Raw genomic sequence first — 15,021 nt, 5'->3', positions numbered from 1 at the left:
TGCTACTCTGCCGGGTCCGCTGATCCATCGGCGGCAGCGGATCCGGCCTCCGCAGCACCTTGGGCATCCGCCTTCGCGGATGTGTCCTCGCCCTCAAGCTGCAGGTCAATGACGGGGCAGTCCTTCCAGAGGCGCTCCAGCGCGTAGAAGATCCTGTCCTCTTCGTGCTGGACGTGGACCACCACTTCGGCATAGTCCAGCAGAACCCAACGGCCTCCGGAGCGGCCCTCTCGGCGGACCGGGCGAAGGTTCGCCTTGATCAGTTCCTCTTCGATGCCGTCGACAATGGCGTTCACCTGCCGTTCGCTGGGCGCGGACGCGATGAAGAAGATGTCCGTGATGGCCAGTACGTCGCTCACATCCAAGGCAATGATGTCCAGGGCGAGCTTGTCCGAGGCTGCCCGGGCGGCTGCCCTGACGATGGCGACGGAACTTTCTGTTGCGGTCACTGATTTCCTTCTGGTTGGGCGGTGTGGCCTAGCGGGCCAGTCCGGTAATGATCAATATAAATCCGGTGATAAGAGCCACGGCTGCTATCAAAATTGCGCCCCAAAGGATCAGTCTGTTGCGCTGAAGCCGTCCCAAGCCCGCGGTTACGGCGTCCAGCGGCTCCAGACCGTTAGCGCTTCCTGCCGGCAGCGGCGGCCTTTCGGTTCGCTCGAATGCAGCAGCCGGCAGCTGATCCCGGGTGGGCGACTGTGCCGGTACATCCGCGGCAGGAACAGCCGGAGACGACGCGGGCCCGGTGCGCGTAAGCGGCATCAGTCGTGAAACCACGGGAATATGGGAGGTGGTCGGCGGCCGCATGACGGGCCTGTCGATGCCAGGCACGCGGATAAACTCCAGCGGGGTCACCATGGCCAGATTGTGGGCAGCTGCCGGATCACTGATTGGTGGGTTGCTCTGGGTGCTGTCCTGCGCCGGCCACTCCCTGGCCTGGGTGTGCCGGTTGAGCACCTCGGCGCGTTCGGCCATGGCACGTTGCTGAGCCATGATGTCAGGATCCACGGCCAGCGGATCGGCCGTCGCGGCGGCCGGCAGGTTGTCAATCTGCTCGCGCGCGTCCTCGACCAATGCGTGAGCCGCCGCGACTGCTTCCTCGACGCTCAAGGAACTTTCCACGGCCGGACCGGCGCCCCGGGAAGAGGTGTCGCCGAAAGAGGTTCCGCGTTCGGCCTCCAGCCGGGCCAAACGGAGGGCACGCCGGGTCGGCAGTACAGGGCCCTGGTCAACGGCAGCGGCGCTCGGCTGTTCCGAAGGACCTTGCGCGGGTCTGCCTTCCCTGCGACCGGGCACCGGGTCTGATTCCTTGCTCATTTGCTACTCATTCAGTACTGGAACTCACTTGTTGATTGGAACCCACACCGTTGTGTCCTGATTCAAGGTATAGCCCGTATTTCGCGATGTACTGCACCACTCCATCGGGGACCAGATACCACACCGGGTTCTGTTCCTGGACGCGATTGCGGCAATCGGTGGACGAGATTGACATTGCCGGCACTTCCAACAAACTGACGTCGGAGCGGCCCATGCCGTCGAGGACGTGGCCGGGACGCGTCACACCAACAAAGTGCGCCAACGACCACAGCTCGTCGTTTTCCTTCCAGGACATGATCTGTGCCATGGCGTCCGCGCCCGTAATGAAGAACAGATCAGCCTCCGGACGCATCCGGCGCAAGTCCCGCAGCGTGTCGATGGTGAAGGTGGGACCGGGCCGGTCGATATCGACCCGGCTCACCGTGAACCGCGGGTTGGATGCCGTCGCAATAACCGTCATCAGGTAGCGGTGTTCCGGCGTGCTGACCTGCTGTCTATCCTTCTGCCATGGCTGCCCGGTGGGTACAAAAACAACCTCGTCGAGATTAAACACGGCGGCGACCTCACTCGCAGCGACGAGGTGACCGTGATGAATAGGGTCGAAGGTCCCGCCCATGACGCCCAGTCGGAAGCGACGCGCGGACCCGTTCACCGGTTGTGCGGATGGCGATATGTCAGGAATGGGAAATCTTTTCGCCCTCGCCATGGTCGTGCTTGTTCGTGTGCTGGCGGTGCGGATCGGCGCTCTCATCGACCGCGGTGTGCCGGTTACCCATATTGGTGAAGGAGAGGGTGATAAACATCAGCACCAGCAAAACGACGAAAATCGACACGCCGAACATCCACCACGGCATCAACAGCGGCGCTTTTTCCTCATGTTCGGTGGCAGCTGCGAGAACGCCAGCAAGCTGGGTCAACATATTTCTCCCCTAAGTATCAATGGCAGGTACATTCCGGGAATGCACCCGCACCGTCGGTGGTGTGTCCTGAAGCTAATGTTACGCGAACGGGCCGCCGCCGGCACCCGGACGCTCCGGGCGCCGCCGTCGGGCATTACCCAAACAATCCTGACACTAGCTCCGGACCTGACCTTCGCCCTGCACAATCCATTTGGTCGTGGTCAGCTCGGTCAAACCCATGGGTCCGCGGGCATGGAGTTTCTGCGTCGAAATGCCGACCTCGGCGCCCAACCCCATTTCGCCGCCGTCGGTAAACCGGGTGGAGGCGTTGACGATCACTGCGGCTGAGTCCACCTCCGCGATGAACCGCTCCGCGTTCGCCAGATCGTTGGTCAGGATGGCTTCGGTGTGGCCTGTGCTCCAGCGACGGATGTGGCTGACCGCCTGGTCCAGGGAGTCGACCATGGCCACGGCCAGATCGAGGTCCATATACTCCCGTCCCCAGTCTTCATCGTCGGCCCGCACGGCTTTCAGTCCGGCGGGCAGGGCCGCCATGATGCGTTCATCCACGTGCAGCCGGACACCGGCGGCGGAAAGCGCTGTCAGGACCTCCGGCAGCACGGTGGCTTCGCTGTGGACCAGCAAAGTCTCCACCGTGTTGCAGACGCTGGGGCGCTGGGTCTTCGCATTGAGCACAATGTCCACCGACATCTTGGCGGACGCTGATTTGTCGATGAAGATGTGCACGTTCCCCTCGCCCGTCTCGATCACCGGTACGGACGCGTTGTTCAGCACCGACTGGATCAGATCCCGGCCACCGCGGGGAATGAGCACGTCCACACGGCCGCGTGCGCGCATCAGAGCGTCCGCACCTTCCCGGCCGTAGCGGTCAACGCTCTGCACGGCGTCGGCGGGAAGCCCGGACTCTTCCAGCGCGTCGCGCAGGATGCCCAGCAGTGCTTCGTTGGTCTTCGCGGCGGCACTGCCGCCGCGAAGGATGACGGCGTTGCCGCTTTTAAGCGCGAGCCCGGCGATGTCGACGGTGACATTGGGCCGTGCCTCGTAGATGGCTGCCACCACGCCCAACGGGACGTTCACCTGGCGCATCCGCAGGCCGTTGGGCAGGGTTTGACCTCGGACCACGTTGCCCACGGGATCCGGCAGCGACGCAAGATTTTCCAGCGCCTGGGAAAGCCCTGCCATCCGGTCCTCCGTCAGAGTGAGCCTGTCGAGCATGGCAGCGGATGTTCCGTCACCCCGTCCCCGGGCCAGATCCAGGGCATTGGCCGCGAGCACCCGGCCGCGGTGCTCCCCGAGGGCGGCAGCGATCGCCAGCAGTGCCCGGTCCTTCCAGGAGCGGTTGGCATGCGCCATCCGGCGCGATGCCGTCCGGGCCCGGTCCGCGATGGCGTACACCGCTTCGGTCACATTCTGTTCCACAGCCAGCTCAGTCATGGCACAAGTTTAGGCCAAGCGTGTCTCAGAGCAGTACCAGATCATCAACGTGAACAACTTCGCGTTCATATTCCGGGCCCAGCGCCCGGGCCAGCTCCTTGGTGCCGTGGCCCAGCATCTGCGGGAGTTCGGCGGCCGCATAGTTGACCAGTCCGCGCGCCACAACCACTCCGTTCAAGTCGGCAAGTTCGACGGCGTCACCGGCTTCGAAATTGCCGCTGACAGCCGTTATGCCAGCCGGCAGCAGGGACTTGTGCCGCTCTCGAACGGCCTTAACGGCGCCGTCATCGAGCGTCAGCGTGCCGCGGATATCGGCCAGATGAGCCAGCCAGAGCAGACGCACCGGGCGGCGCGCGCCATTGACGCTGAACCAGGTGCCGACGTCGGCGCCGGCCAGCGCCGCGGCCGCGTTGGCCGCGGATGTCACCAGCGCGGGGATGCCGGTATCAGCGGCGATGGCGGCCGCTTCGACCTTGGTGGCCATCCCGCCGGTGCCGAGGCCGGCCTTACCGGCGGTACCGATCGTCACGCCTGCCAGATCCGCAGGTCCGGCAACGTGGCTGATCCGCTGCGCCCCGTGCTGCGGCGGCCCGTCATAGAGCGCATCGACGTCGGAGAGCAGCACCAGTGCCTCGGCCTTGACCAGGTGCGCAACCAATGCCGCGAGCCTGTCGTTGTCGCCAAAGCGGATTTCGTGCGTGGCCACCGTGTCGTTTTCGTTCACAATCGGCACGACGCCCAGGTGCAGCAGCCGTTCCAAAGCGCGGTGGGCGTTGACGTGCTGCGTCCGGCGGGTCAGATCTTCCGCCGTCAGCAGGACCTGGCTGACCGTGACACCGTGCGCGGCGAACGCTTGGCTGTACCGGGCCATCAGCAATCCCTGGCCCACGCTGGCCGCAGCCTGTTGGGTGGCCAAGTCCTTGGGCCGTCGGGCCAACCCGAGCGGAGCCAGTCCGGCGGCGATCGCTCCGGAAGAGACCAGAATCACCTCGGTGCCCTGCAGTCGGCGTTCGGCCAGCACCTGCACCAGCGACACCAGAGCGCGCTCAGAAATTCCGCCGGCCACGGTGGTAAGGGACGACGAGCCGACCTTAACGACGATCCGGCCGGCGGTGGCGAGCCCGGAGCGGTCCCGCAGCTGTGCTGCCGCCGGACGCCCCGGCTCCAGCTGCGCCTTAGGAGTCATCGCCGTCGTGGTCCAGTGCACCATCCTCGACCAGCTGGCTTTCACGCAGCGGCGCAGCCTTCTTGCCGGGCCCGGGCGTCCCGGTCCAGACACCGGACTTACGCTCGGCCTCCAGCTCCACCCGCGTGGCCGCCCTGGCATCCTTGCGCTCCTGCTGCTCTTCGCGCTTTTGGGTACGGGTCGGCCGGTCACCGAAATCCGCCATCCGGATGTCGGTGCCGCGCGGGGATGCAAGGTGCTCGGCCCCGCCCATCATGGTGGGTTCCCAATCGAAGACCATGCCGTCACCCTCGCCGATAATGACCGTGACTCCGGGCGTGGCCCCGGCCTTGAAGAGTTTATCCTCCACACCGAGCTTGGCCAGCCGGTCCGCCAAATAGCCGACTGCTTCCTCATTGTTGAAGTCAGTCTGCAGCACCCAGCGCACCGGCTTAGCGCCCAGAATACGGAACAGCGGCTCCAGATTCTTTTCCTCGCGGCGGATGGTGAATCCGCCGTCGTTGACGGCCCGGGGACGCAGCACCGGAACGGCCACCCGGGCTGCCTCGGCCTTAACGTCCTCGCGGGCGGCTTTGACAATTTCGGCCATCGCGAAGCCCAATTCACGCAGGCCCTCGTGGCTGACTGCGGAGATTTCAAAGACCTTGTAGCCGCGGGATTGGAGATCGCCCCGGACGTATTCGGCCATGTCGCGGCCGTCCTTGGTGTCGATCTTATTGAGGGCGACCAGCTTGGGCCGTGCGTTCAGCGGAACGACCTCGCCGTCCGAACCAGCAAAACTCATGTCGACGGCGTAACGGTCCAGCTCCTGCTCGATGATCGCGAGGTCGCTGAGCGGATCACGGTCGGATTCGAGCACCGCGCAATCCAGCACATGCACCAGGGCCGCGCAGCGCTCGACATGGCGCAGGAAGTGGTGTCCCAGTCCCTTGCCCTCGCTGGCACCCTCAATCAGCCCGGGCACGTCTGCGATGGTGAAGCGAACGTCCCCGGCCTGGACAACGCCCAAGTTCGGGATCAGCGTGGTGAACGGATAGTCGGCGATCTTCGGCCGCGCCGCGGACATCGCGGCGATGAGGCTCGATTTACCGGCGGAGGGGAATCCGACCAGCGCGATATCGGCGATGCTTTTCAGCTCAAGGACCACATCTCCGGCGTCGCCGGGGACGCCGAGCAGCGCAAATCCGGGGGCTTTGCGCCTCTGTGAGGATAAAGAGGAGTTGCCCAGTCCGCCCTGGCCGCCGGCGGCAGCGATATATTCGGCGCCCTCACTCACCAGATCGGCCAGCACATCGCCGTCCTTGCTCTTGACGACGGTTCCGGTCGGAACCTCGAGGATCAGGGTCTCGCCGGTCTTGCCGTTGCGCCAGTCACCCATGCCGGGACCGCCGTTGCTGGCGTGCCGGTGCGGGGCGTGGTGATAGTCCAGTAGCGTGGTCGTGTTGGCCGAAACGCGCAGGATGACGTCGCCGCCGTTGCCGCCGTTGCCGCCGTCGGGCCCACCCAGCGGCTTGAATTTTTCCCGTTTGACCGAGACGCAGCCATGGCCACCCGACCCGCCGGATACGTGCACTACAACCCGGTCAACAAAGCTGGCCAATGGATTCTCCTTGAGTAGTTCTGCCCTGCGGCAATTCTATCCGCGGGCAGTAAAGCAATTCATGCAAATCAAACGCCGCAGTTGAAACAAACGCCGCAGTTAAAACAGATGCTGCGGTTAAAGCAAACGCTGCAGTTAAAAGCCAGTGGAGCGAGCCAAGCGGCCCGCTCCACTGCGAAAAGCGTTTGGTGTTACCGTCCTTGCTGCTACTGCGCAGCGGCAGCGGTAACGATATTCACGACCCGGCGGCCGCGGGCGGTGCCGAATTCAACAGCACCTGCCATCAGCGCGAACAGCGTGTCGTCGCCACCGCGACCGACCCCGGCGCCTGGGTGGAAGTGCGTTCCACGCTGGCGGACGATGATCTCGCCGGCGGAAACTACCTGACCACCGAAACGCTTTACACCCAGGTACTGGGCGTTAGAGTCACGGCCGTTGCGAGTGGAACTCGCACCCTTTTTATGTGCCATTTGAAATGCCTACCTTTTCGACTAAAGACGACTAAACCGCGGGATCGCAACTACGCGATCGAGGTGATTTTTACCTTGGTCAGTTCCTGACGGTGACCCTGGCGCTTCTTGTAGCCGGTCTTGTTCTTGAACTTCTGGATAACGATCTTCGGTCCCCGAAGATCCTCCAGAATCTCAGCCGTAACCTTAATCTCAGCCAGGTCCTGCGCGGCAGAGGTGATTTTATCACCATCAACCAGGAGCAAAGCGGGCAGCTCGAATGTGCTACCGGCTCCACCGGGGACGCGGTTCAGGGTTACGAAGTCTCCAACGGAAACCTTCTCTTGGCGGCCGCTTGCGCGGACAATCGCGTACACCACTGTGGAACTCACTTCTCTCGACGTTTATTACAAAGTTTGCGTGCGGACCCGGAAGATCGTGACCGGATACCAGCTGTGCTCACCGCTCCCTGTTCCTGCCGTATCAACAGTTTCATGAACACTTCGCGTTTTCGCACCGTGCCTCGACGCCGAGGACCTCTCAAAGGAGTAAATGCCCTGTACTGGCGTAAGCACCGAAGATCAAGAATACGCTAAATCTACCCTCGGCCGCAAATGAGACTGGTCCTCGGAGACTGTATGTGAGGACGCCACCAAGTGGAACCGCATCACCCCGTCACCGGAACCGTGCTTCGTAAGCATAGCCCGAATGCGCCCGGTTCCCGCGACAGGCTGCCCGGCGCGCCGCGGGGAATCGCGGTATGGGCGATCGCGCTACTGGGAATGGCACTACTGGGAATACAGCCTCGGCGCGTCGAAGAATGCCAGTTCGAGGCGGGCTGAGCCGCCGAACGCCTGCCGCATCCGCTCCCGCTCCCCCGTCGAGCCGTTCCGTGCAGCTTGGTCCGTGATGGAGATTGCCCTCCGGGTGGCGGCCGCGAAGTCTTCATCCGCGTAGGTGCTCAGCCAAGCCGCATACGGGTGCTCGCCGTCGTCGGCCGGTTGGTCCGCACGGAACTGGGCGTGCAGCGTCGCTCCCACGTCCGCATACAGCCAATAACACGGCAGCAGGGCCGCCACGAGTTCCGCATAGCTGCCGCCGGCACTGGCCGCGAGCAAATGATCAAGGTAAGCCTTGGTCACCGGGCCCGGCGTTGCATCCGCCAGTTGGCCGCCCAGCCAGTTGCGGTGCAGCTCTGTCTCCACCAGCAGGCACTGCCGGGACGAGTTGGCCCAGAAAAGTTGTTCTTCCTCGGTCGGCGCCAGGGCGCTGGCCCGCGCCAGCACGCGTGAGTACCCGTTGAGATACAGCGCATCCTGGGCCAGATAGTACTCGAAGTGCCGCCTGTGCAGGCTGCCGTTGCCCAAGGCCCTGATGAAGTCCAACCCGAAGATGTCGCGGCGCACGCCGGCGATTTCCTGCCACAACTGGCCTGAGAAATCGCCGTCTGCCGGTGGCCGGTGCGCCCAGAGCGACTGAAAATGATTGACCGGGCCGTGGCCCCCGCCGACCTGGAGTTCGTCCGCGTGCTCCAGTGCACCCTGCAGCCACGCCTTGACACGCTGCAGGGAGGCCGGCCAGTCCCCCAGCTGCGCCTGCACCGTGGCGAGGCCGGCGGAAAGCGAGCAGCCGGTGCCATGCGTATTGCGGGTGCGCACGCGGGACGCACTGAACTGGTGCACCGAGCCGTCCGGGGACACCAGGGCATCCGGGCAGTCCTGCGAGTCCAGGTGCCCGCCTTTGACCAGCACGCGCACGTCACTGCCCGCCGCCAGCCGCTTGCCCTGCGCCAGCGCATCGTCCCAGCTGCGTGCCGGCGGCTCGTCGACCAGCACGGCAAGCTCCGGGAGGTTCGGCGTGATCAGATCGGCTTGCCGCAGGAGCTCCCGCAGCGCATGCTCGGCATTGGCCGGCAGCAGACGGTCTCCGCTGCTGGCCACCATCACCGGATCAAGAACGACGACGGAGGGCCGGGTCCGTGTCAACCATCGGGCGACCGTGTCGATCACGTCAGCGTCCCCGAGCATGCCGATCTTGACCGCATCGATCTCAATGTCCTCGGTGACGGCGTCCAACTGTTCCTTGAGAAATCCGACGGGGGGAACATGGACCGACCTAACGCCCCGGGTGTTCTGCGCCGTCAAGGCCGTGATGGCAGCCATGCCGTAGCCGCCATTCGCCGCAATACTCTTCAGGTCCGCCTGGATGCCTGCCCCACCGGAAGGATCGGAGCCGGCGATGCTGAGCACGCGCGGCACCCGGTTCAGAGCGGGCCGCGGATCCGGGCTGCGGTGCTGCTGGCTGGCCTGCTGGTTGTTTTGCTGGTTGCTGCGCATGGACGGACATCCCTTCGCCGGCGCTGACCGGGCAGGTTCAACGGGTCTGGATCTCAACCGGCCCTTTGGCGCGGCACCCCGTGTCGGAAACCAACACTAGCCGATGCCGCCGCCTCGTCCTGCCAGCCTTGAAGCCGCGCCCGTTAGTGAAGGTTCCGGACGACTGCAAAACCGAGAAAATCCGACGACCGGCGATGTTCAGGCCGAGGGCTTCGCGGTCCCCCGCCCTGATCACAACGATATAGCTCACAGCAATTTAGCGAGCCCCGTGACGGTTCTGCCGCACCGACAGAAATGGTGGCCACAGGCAACACCCCGGCAACCCCGCGGGTATTCGCGGGGTTGCCGGGGCATTAATCACGCCTGCATGTCTGCCGGAAGGTATGCAGCGGAAGGCCTACAGTTCGGAGGCCGGCACTCCAACGCCGAGAATGATCGGCGCGGTGGTCTTCGCTGCGTTCTTCGCTGCGGACTGGGGAGCCTGGGCGGGCTTGGCCGGAACATGCACGGAATGTCCTGGAGCTCCAATATCCGAGGAATTGGCCTGCCGTGTGGTCCCGGATGTACGCTGCTGGACCTCGTTCGCGTTGGCCGATCCCTGTGCGCGGCTGGCGCCGCGGTTACGGCGGCCGCGGCGTTCACGGGTGCGCAGTGGCTGACCGTTTGCGTCCAGGCCCGAATGATCCGGGACCTCCCCGGTGGGTCCCTCCGACAGGTGATCGAGAACCTGGGCGAGACCGGCCAGGGCCTGCGACGGATCCACCGGGGACCCCGGCTGCCCGCTCGTGCCGTGCGGCAGTTCAATTGCTTCCCCGCCGATATTCAGCACAGACGCGGCCGGGCTGCCCGCGCCGGCGGCCAGCGCGTTCCCGGGCGCCGTGTTCGCGGGCAGAGCATTCCCGGGTAGAGCATTCCCGGGTAGCGCATCCCCCGACGGAGCATTCGCGGCGAAGGTGCCCGCCGATTCAGCGTCCGCTGCCTGCGATTTGCCCGGCTGCCGGTTCTGGTCCAGCTGGCGCTGTCCCAATGTGCTCCGGTCGTCCTGCCGCGGTACAGCCGACTGCCGTCCTGTGCCGTCGGGCTGCACGGCGGTTTGATGCTCTGCGCCCTCATGATGCGCGGCATGGGTGGCCGCGGCGATCGTGGCCAGGGCGGCCCGGGCCGCCGTCGCCTTGGCCTGTCGCTCTGCGTCGACCGGCTCGTTCACCGGCGCATCCCATATCTCGGTCTCAACGGCCTGTTGGCCCCTGCGGCGCTTCTTCTCGCGCGGTGAGCGGGCCGGTTCCTGCCGCGGCTGCTCATTGCGGGCTGACGGAAGGTGCTGTTCCGCCGTCGCCGTATGCGGGCGTCGGTGTTCCACCGGAACCTCATGCGTAACGACGCCGCGGCCGGCGCAGGCCTCACACTGCTCGCCGAACACCTCGAGCAGCCCCGTACCCATCCGCTTACGCGTCATCTGGATCAGGCCCAACGACGTCACTTCCGCCACCTGATGTTTGGTCCGGTCCCGGCCCAGGCACTCGACCAGCCGGCGGAGCACCAAGTCACGGTTGGATTCGAGCACCATGTCGATGAAGTCGATGACAATGATGCCGCCGATGTCTCGCAGTCGCAGCTGCCGTACAACTTCTTCGGCCGCCTCCAGGTTGTTTTTGGTGACCGTTTCTTCGAGGTTTCCGCCGGAACCGGTGAACTTGCCGGTGTTGACGTCGACGACGGTCATTGCCTCGGTGCGGTCAATCACCAGGGAGCCGCCGGAAGGCAGGAACACCTTGCGCTCCAATGCTTTGGCGATCTGCTCCTCGATGCGGAACGCGGCGAAGATATCCTCGCCCTTGGTCCATTTCTCCAGCCGATCCACCAGATCCGGGGCCACATACGTCACATAGGCCTCGACCGTGTCCCATGCCTCTTCGCCGGAGACCATGAGCTTGCTGAAGTCCTCGTTGAAGACATCGCGGACCACCTTGATGGTCAGGTCTGGTTCGCCGTACAGCATTTCCGGAGCGAGCGTTTTGGTCGACGTGGCCTGCGCCTCGATCCCTTCCCACTGCGCGCGCAGCCGGTTGATGTCGTGCGTGAGTTCTTCTTCGCTGGCGCCCTCGGCCGCGGTACGGACAATGACGCCGGCGTTTTCCGGCAGATGGTCCTTCAGGATCCGTTTGAGCCGGTTCCGCTCCACGTCGGGGAGCTTGCGGGAAATACCCGTCATGGAACCGCCCGGGACGTAGACCAGGTAACGGCCCGGCAGCGAGATCTGGCTGGTCAGCCGCGCGCCCTTGTGGCCGACAGGGTCCTTGGTCACTTGGACCAGCACGGAGTCCCCTGATTTGAGCGCGTTTTCGATCCGGCGCGCCTGCCCGTCCAACCGGGAGGCTTCCCAGTTGACCTCACCTGCATACAGCACGGCGTTGCGTCCGCGTCCGATGTCCACGAAGGCGGCTTCCATGCTTGGCAGCACATTCTGGACCTTGGCAAGATAGACATTGCCGATCAGCGAGTCCTGCTGCGTCTTGGAGACGAAGTGCTCCGCGAGGATGCCGTCTTCGAGCACGCCTATCTGGATCCGTTCGTCGCGTTGGCGGACGATCATGGTGCGGTCCACGGATTCCCGCCGGGCCAGGAATTCGGCCTCGGTGATGACCTGGCGGCGGCGGCCGGTGTCGCGGGATTCGCGCCGGCGCTGCTTCTTGGCCTCAAGCCGGGTGGATCCGCGAAGGCTGGTGACCTTGTTCGAGACCGGAGCCTCGGACGGCTGCCGCGGGGCACGGACGCGGGTCACCGTGTTGGGCGGGTCCTCATCGGTGCCGCCGGTCAGTTCCAGGTCCTGATCGCCGCGGCGACGACGACGACGGCGACGAGAGGTTACGCCGTCGGCTCCCTTGTCGCTGTTGTCCTGACCGGTATCGTCACCGGTCCGGGCGGAATCCGTGCCTTCATCAGTGGTGTCCTCGGAGCGTCCCCGACGGGTCCGGCCGCGGCGCCGTCGACGGCCGCTTTCGCTGGTCTCAGAATCTTCGTCCTCGTCGGTGGAGTCGGCGGCGTCGGCGATCTTGGTCGAGGCCGGAACAACCACGGCACTTAGGTCCGGGGCCTGGAACAGCACCGACAGGCCCGGCGTCAGGAAGAGCGGGCTCTGCGTCGGCTCCGCAGCGGGTGCGGCCGCGGACTCTGCGTCTGCTGCAGTCGGTGCCGCCGCAGGCGCGCCCGCGGACGTCGCAGGCCCGCCAGTCGCAGGAGCGTCAGGCGCAGTCGCCGGCGCGGCGTCATCTGGTGCTGCGGGCACGGAGACTTCTTCAGGTACGACGGCTTCCGCAGCCACAGCGCCGGCGCCCGGCTCAGCTGAAACCGCAACAGCGGCGGGAGCAGGATGAGCGGCGGGAGCAGGATGAGCGGCGGGCTCGGCCGGACCGGTGGCAACCGTGACGGCAGGGGAGGCTGCCGGCGAGGAAGCACGGCGGCGGGCCGGACGCTTCGGCGCCTTCGCGGCGGATTCGCCGGTTCCGTCAGTTCCGCCTGCCGAGATTCCGGCGGACGGAACCACTGTGGGAATCCCGTTGGCAGGAACCGCCGTAGGAATTTCGGCTGTCGGAACCGCAGGGGAGAAACGCTCCACGGGAGCAGCAACCGCGCTGCCGGCCGTCTCTGATGTCACCTCGGGGAGCACCAGCACCGTCTGTGCCGGGGCCATCCCGACGGGGGTCGTTGCGCCGTTATCGGCCGCTGCCGGGCCGGTGACCTTCCTCGCCCGGCTGCGCCGCACCGATGCTTTCCGCACCGACGCCTCCGTCACGGGGCCAGCCTCCGTGGTTTCCGCAAGGCCTGAGCCCTCAACGCTCTCCGAGCTCTGCATGGCCTGGGCGGTTTCGGCCACCGCCGCACCCGGCTCCACGGGGTTCGTCCCGCCGTTGTCCGTCGTGACAACCTTGCGTCGGCTGCGCACCGCACGCTTCACCGCTGGTTCTGCCTCGGTGTCTGCCGGTACTGCGGCATCCTCTGCCGCGTCGGTCCCTGTGAACGTCTGGTCTTTATCCATCTGTGGCATTACTCCAGCCCTTGAGGCGTCGCCACATCCGGCGCCCAGGAGGGCGAAATAGTCAAAACCCGCGGGCGTTGACAGAAGTCATCTGGATACTTTCAAGGTCGCACCATCATTGGGGTGCGGCATCACTCGAAAGCCAATTGCATGTTCCCTCTCCCGCTGGTGGTCTGCCCAGCAGGGGCCGCGCGGTGGATATCGGAACACGGCGGGTATCTTCACCCCGTCCGCTCCCGGTGCGTCACCGGCGAGCTTGAAAGCTTGCGATTGGACCGTAACCCGCATATGGATCGGGCGCCAGCCAAGTTCATTGTCTCATACGGGACGCCCGGCTGTCCGTATTCCAGCGCCGTTGAACGGCCCGCGCCCTGGTCGCTTTGGTGCCTTCACCATCGTCCGTCGGCGCGCCGGTCGGTTTCATGCCCGGGCAGCAGGAAGGTGATCGGGTTACAATCGGGACAGATCCGCATACCAACGAAACAGGTGAAAATGGCCCGGCCCAAAAATGCCGCAGGCACCACGTTGACCACAGGCACCGGGTCGCGGAACGGCCCGCGCACCGCTACGGCGTCCCGAACTGCGCCCCCGATTGCCGCTCCCAGCCATTCCGTTGACGTCGAAACACGCCTTCCGCTGCTGACCCGGCGAAAGCCGTTCGCTTGGCTGCTGCTGATCACGGGCGTCGTCGCGTGGTTGGCCTCTGGAGCGCTGGTGCTGGACCGGCTGGAACTCTACAAGAACCCCAATGCCGTCACCAGCTGCGACGTGAACCCATGGATTTCCTGCGGGAAGGTGATGGCAACGCATCAGGCCGAGCTGTTCGGTTTCCCGAATCCGCTGATAGGCGTCTTCGCCTTTGCTGTCATCATCACGACCGCCATGGTGCTGTTCGCAGGGGCCCGGATGAACCGATCGTACTGGATCGGGCTGCAGACCGGTGTCACCCTCGGGATGATTATGATCGCTTGGCTTTGGTCGCAGGCACTGTACGCTATTGGCATTCTGTGCCCATATTGCATGGTGGTCTGGGCCATGATGATTCCGCTTTTCGTCTGGACCACGGTCCGCAACGTTCAACACGGCGTCATTCCGGCGTCTGCCGGTGTGAGGAGGTTCCTTGCCGACTGGGCCTGGGTAATTATTGGTCTGCTCTATCTCGGCGTCGCCGCGAGCATCTTTTTCCGCTTCGTGAATCTCTTCGTTGGCGGCGGGGCCGGCTAACCATCTCTTCCCGCGAAGGTAAGTCGGGAGGGTAGACCCGGGTCCTGGCGGACAGGGCCCCGGATGGTTCAGGCGAACCAGATGGCGATTTCGCGTTCCGCCGACTCGACCGAGTCTGAGCCGTGCACCAGATTCTGCTGCACCTTCAGCCCCCAGTCGCGGCCGAAGTCACCGCGGATGGTACCGGGCGCCGCCGTGGTCGGATCGGTGGTGCCGGCCAGTGAGCGGAAGCCTTCGATGACGCGGTGGCCCTCGAAGATAGCGGCCACCACGGGTCCGCTCAGCATGAACTTCACCAGCGGCTCATAGAACTGCTTACCGACGTGCTCCTCGTAGTGCTGTTCCAGCTGTTCCCGGGTGGCAGCGGTCTTCTTCAGCTCGACCAATGTATAGCCCTTCGCTTCCACCCGGGCCAGGATTTCGCCGGACAGGTTCCGCGCGACGCCGTCGGGCTTGACCAGTAGCAGGGTGCGCTCAATGCTCACAGTGACTCCAATATCGTAGTTGCAGCGTTTGTAC

At 64.9% G+C, this 15,021-nt stretch carries 13 protein-coding genes; 1 reads left to right on the top strand and 12 read right to left on the bottom strand.

Annotation, left to right across the window (positions count from 1 at the left end; translation table 11 throughout):
* Positions 1–2 precede the first annotated feature (2 nt).
* From rsfS to QMG52_RS04585, 11 genes are all read right to left on the bottom strand, one after another.
* On the bottom strand, positions 3–449 hold the full coding sequence (gene rsfS, locus QMG52_RS04635; RefSeq protein WP_283559263.1) for a ribosome silencing factor: 447 nt from the start codon (positions 447–449) through the stop codon (positions 3–5).
* A 28-nt stretch (positions 450–477) separates the two neighbouring features.
* Positions 478–1,317 carry a hypothetical protein gene (locus tag QMG52_RS04630; RefSeq protein WP_283559262.1) on the bottom strand — a complete coding sequence of 280 codons (840 nt, stop codon included), beginning with the start codon at positions 1,315–1,317 and terminating at the stop codon, positions 478–480.
* A 7-nt stretch (positions 1,318–1,324) separates the two neighbouring features.
* On the bottom strand, positions 1,325–1,933 hold the full coding sequence (nadD, locus tag QMG52_RS04625; protein WP_434612438.1) for a nicotinate-nucleotide adenylyltransferase: 609 nt from the start codon (positions 1,931–1,933) through the stop codon (positions 1,325–1,327).
* A gap of 58 nt (positions 1,934–1,991) precedes the next feature.
* A complete protein-coding gene (locus QMG52_RS04620; RefSeq protein WP_283559261.1) occupies positions 1,992–2,237 on the bottom strand; it encodes a hypothetical protein in 246 nt (81 codons plus the stop codon).
* A 153-nt stretch (positions 2,238–2,390) separates the two neighbouring features.
* Positions 2,391–3,671 carry a glutamate-5-semialdehyde dehydrogenase gene (locus QMG52_RS04615; RefSeq protein ID WP_283559260.1) on the bottom strand — a complete coding sequence of 427 codons (1,281 nt, stop codon included), beginning with the start codon at positions 3,669–3,671 and terminating at the stop codon, positions 2,391–2,393.
* A 25-nt stretch (positions 3,672–3,696) separates the two neighbouring features.
* Entirely contained in the window at positions 3,697–4,857 is a 1,161-nt protein-coding gene (proB, locus tag QMG52_RS04610; RefSeq protein ID WP_283559381.1) for a glutamate 5-kinase, read from the bottom strand.
* A complete protein-coding gene (gene obgE / locus QMG52_RS04605) occupies positions 4,847–6,457 on the bottom strand; it encodes a GTPase ObgE (RefSeq protein WP_283559259.1) in 1,611 nt (536 codons plus the stop codon). Before obgE ends, proB begins: the two co-directional genes overlap by 11 nt.
* 206 nt (positions 6,458–6,663) lie before the next feature.
* On the bottom strand, positions 6,664–6,927 hold the full coding sequence (rpmA, locus tag QMG52_RS04600) for a 50S ribosomal protein L27 (protein ID WP_283559258.1): 264 nt from the start codon (positions 6,925–6,927) through the stop codon (positions 6,664–6,666).
* Between the two features lie 50 nt (positions 6,928–6,977).
* Positions 6,978–7,286 carry a 50S ribosomal protein L21 gene (gene rplU / locus QMG52_RS04595; RefSeq protein WP_283559380.1) on the bottom strand — a complete coding sequence of 103 codons (309 nt, stop codon included), beginning with the start codon at positions 7,284–7,286 and terminating at the stop codon, positions 6,978–6,980.
* 408 nt (positions 7,287–7,694) lie between these two features.
* The gene (gene thiD, locus QMG52_RS04590; RefSeq protein WP_283559257.1) at positions 7,695–9,242 is read right to left on the bottom strand and encodes a bifunctional hydroxymethylpyrimidine kinase/phosphomethylpyrimidine kinase; all 1,548 of its coding nucleotides are present in this window, start codon (positions 9,240–9,242) and stop codon (positions 7,695–7,697) included.
* A gap of 397 nt (positions 9,243–9,639) precedes the next feature.
* Positions 9,640–13,278, bottom strand: a complete 3,639-nt coding sequence (locus tag QMG52_RS04585; RefSeq protein WP_283559379.1) for an Rne/Rng family ribonuclease — start codon at positions 13,276–13,278, stop codon at positions 9,640–9,642.
* A gap of 492 nt (positions 13,279–13,770) precedes the next feature.
* Between QMG52_RS04585 and QMG52_RS04580 the strand changes: the two genes are divergently transcribed.
* A complete protein-coding gene (locus QMG52_RS04580) occupies positions 13,771–14,502 on the top strand; it encodes a vitamin K epoxide reductase family protein (protein ID WP_283559256.1) in 732 nt (243 codons plus the stop codon).
* A gap of 68 nt (positions 14,503–14,570) precedes the next feature.
* Here the strand turns inward: QMG52_RS04580 and ndk are convergent, their stop codons facing one another.
* Positions 14,571–14,987: a nucleoside-diphosphate kinase gene (gene ndk / locus QMG52_RS04575; RefSeq protein ID WP_283559255.1), complete on the bottom strand. Its 417-nt coding sequence runs from the start codon at positions 14,985–14,987 to the stop codon at positions 14,571–14,573.
* Between the last annotated feature and the right edge of the window lie 34 nt (positions 14,988–15,021).

Origin of the sequence: Paenarthrobacter sp. PH39-S1 (assembly GCF_030063245.1) — a bacterium.
Taxonomy (GTDB): Bacteria; Actinomycetota; Actinomycetes; order Actinomycetales; family Micrococcaceae; genus Arthrobacter_M.
Note: the sequence above shows the minus strand (reverse complement) of the source record. Positions and strands in the feature narration are given on the sequence as shown.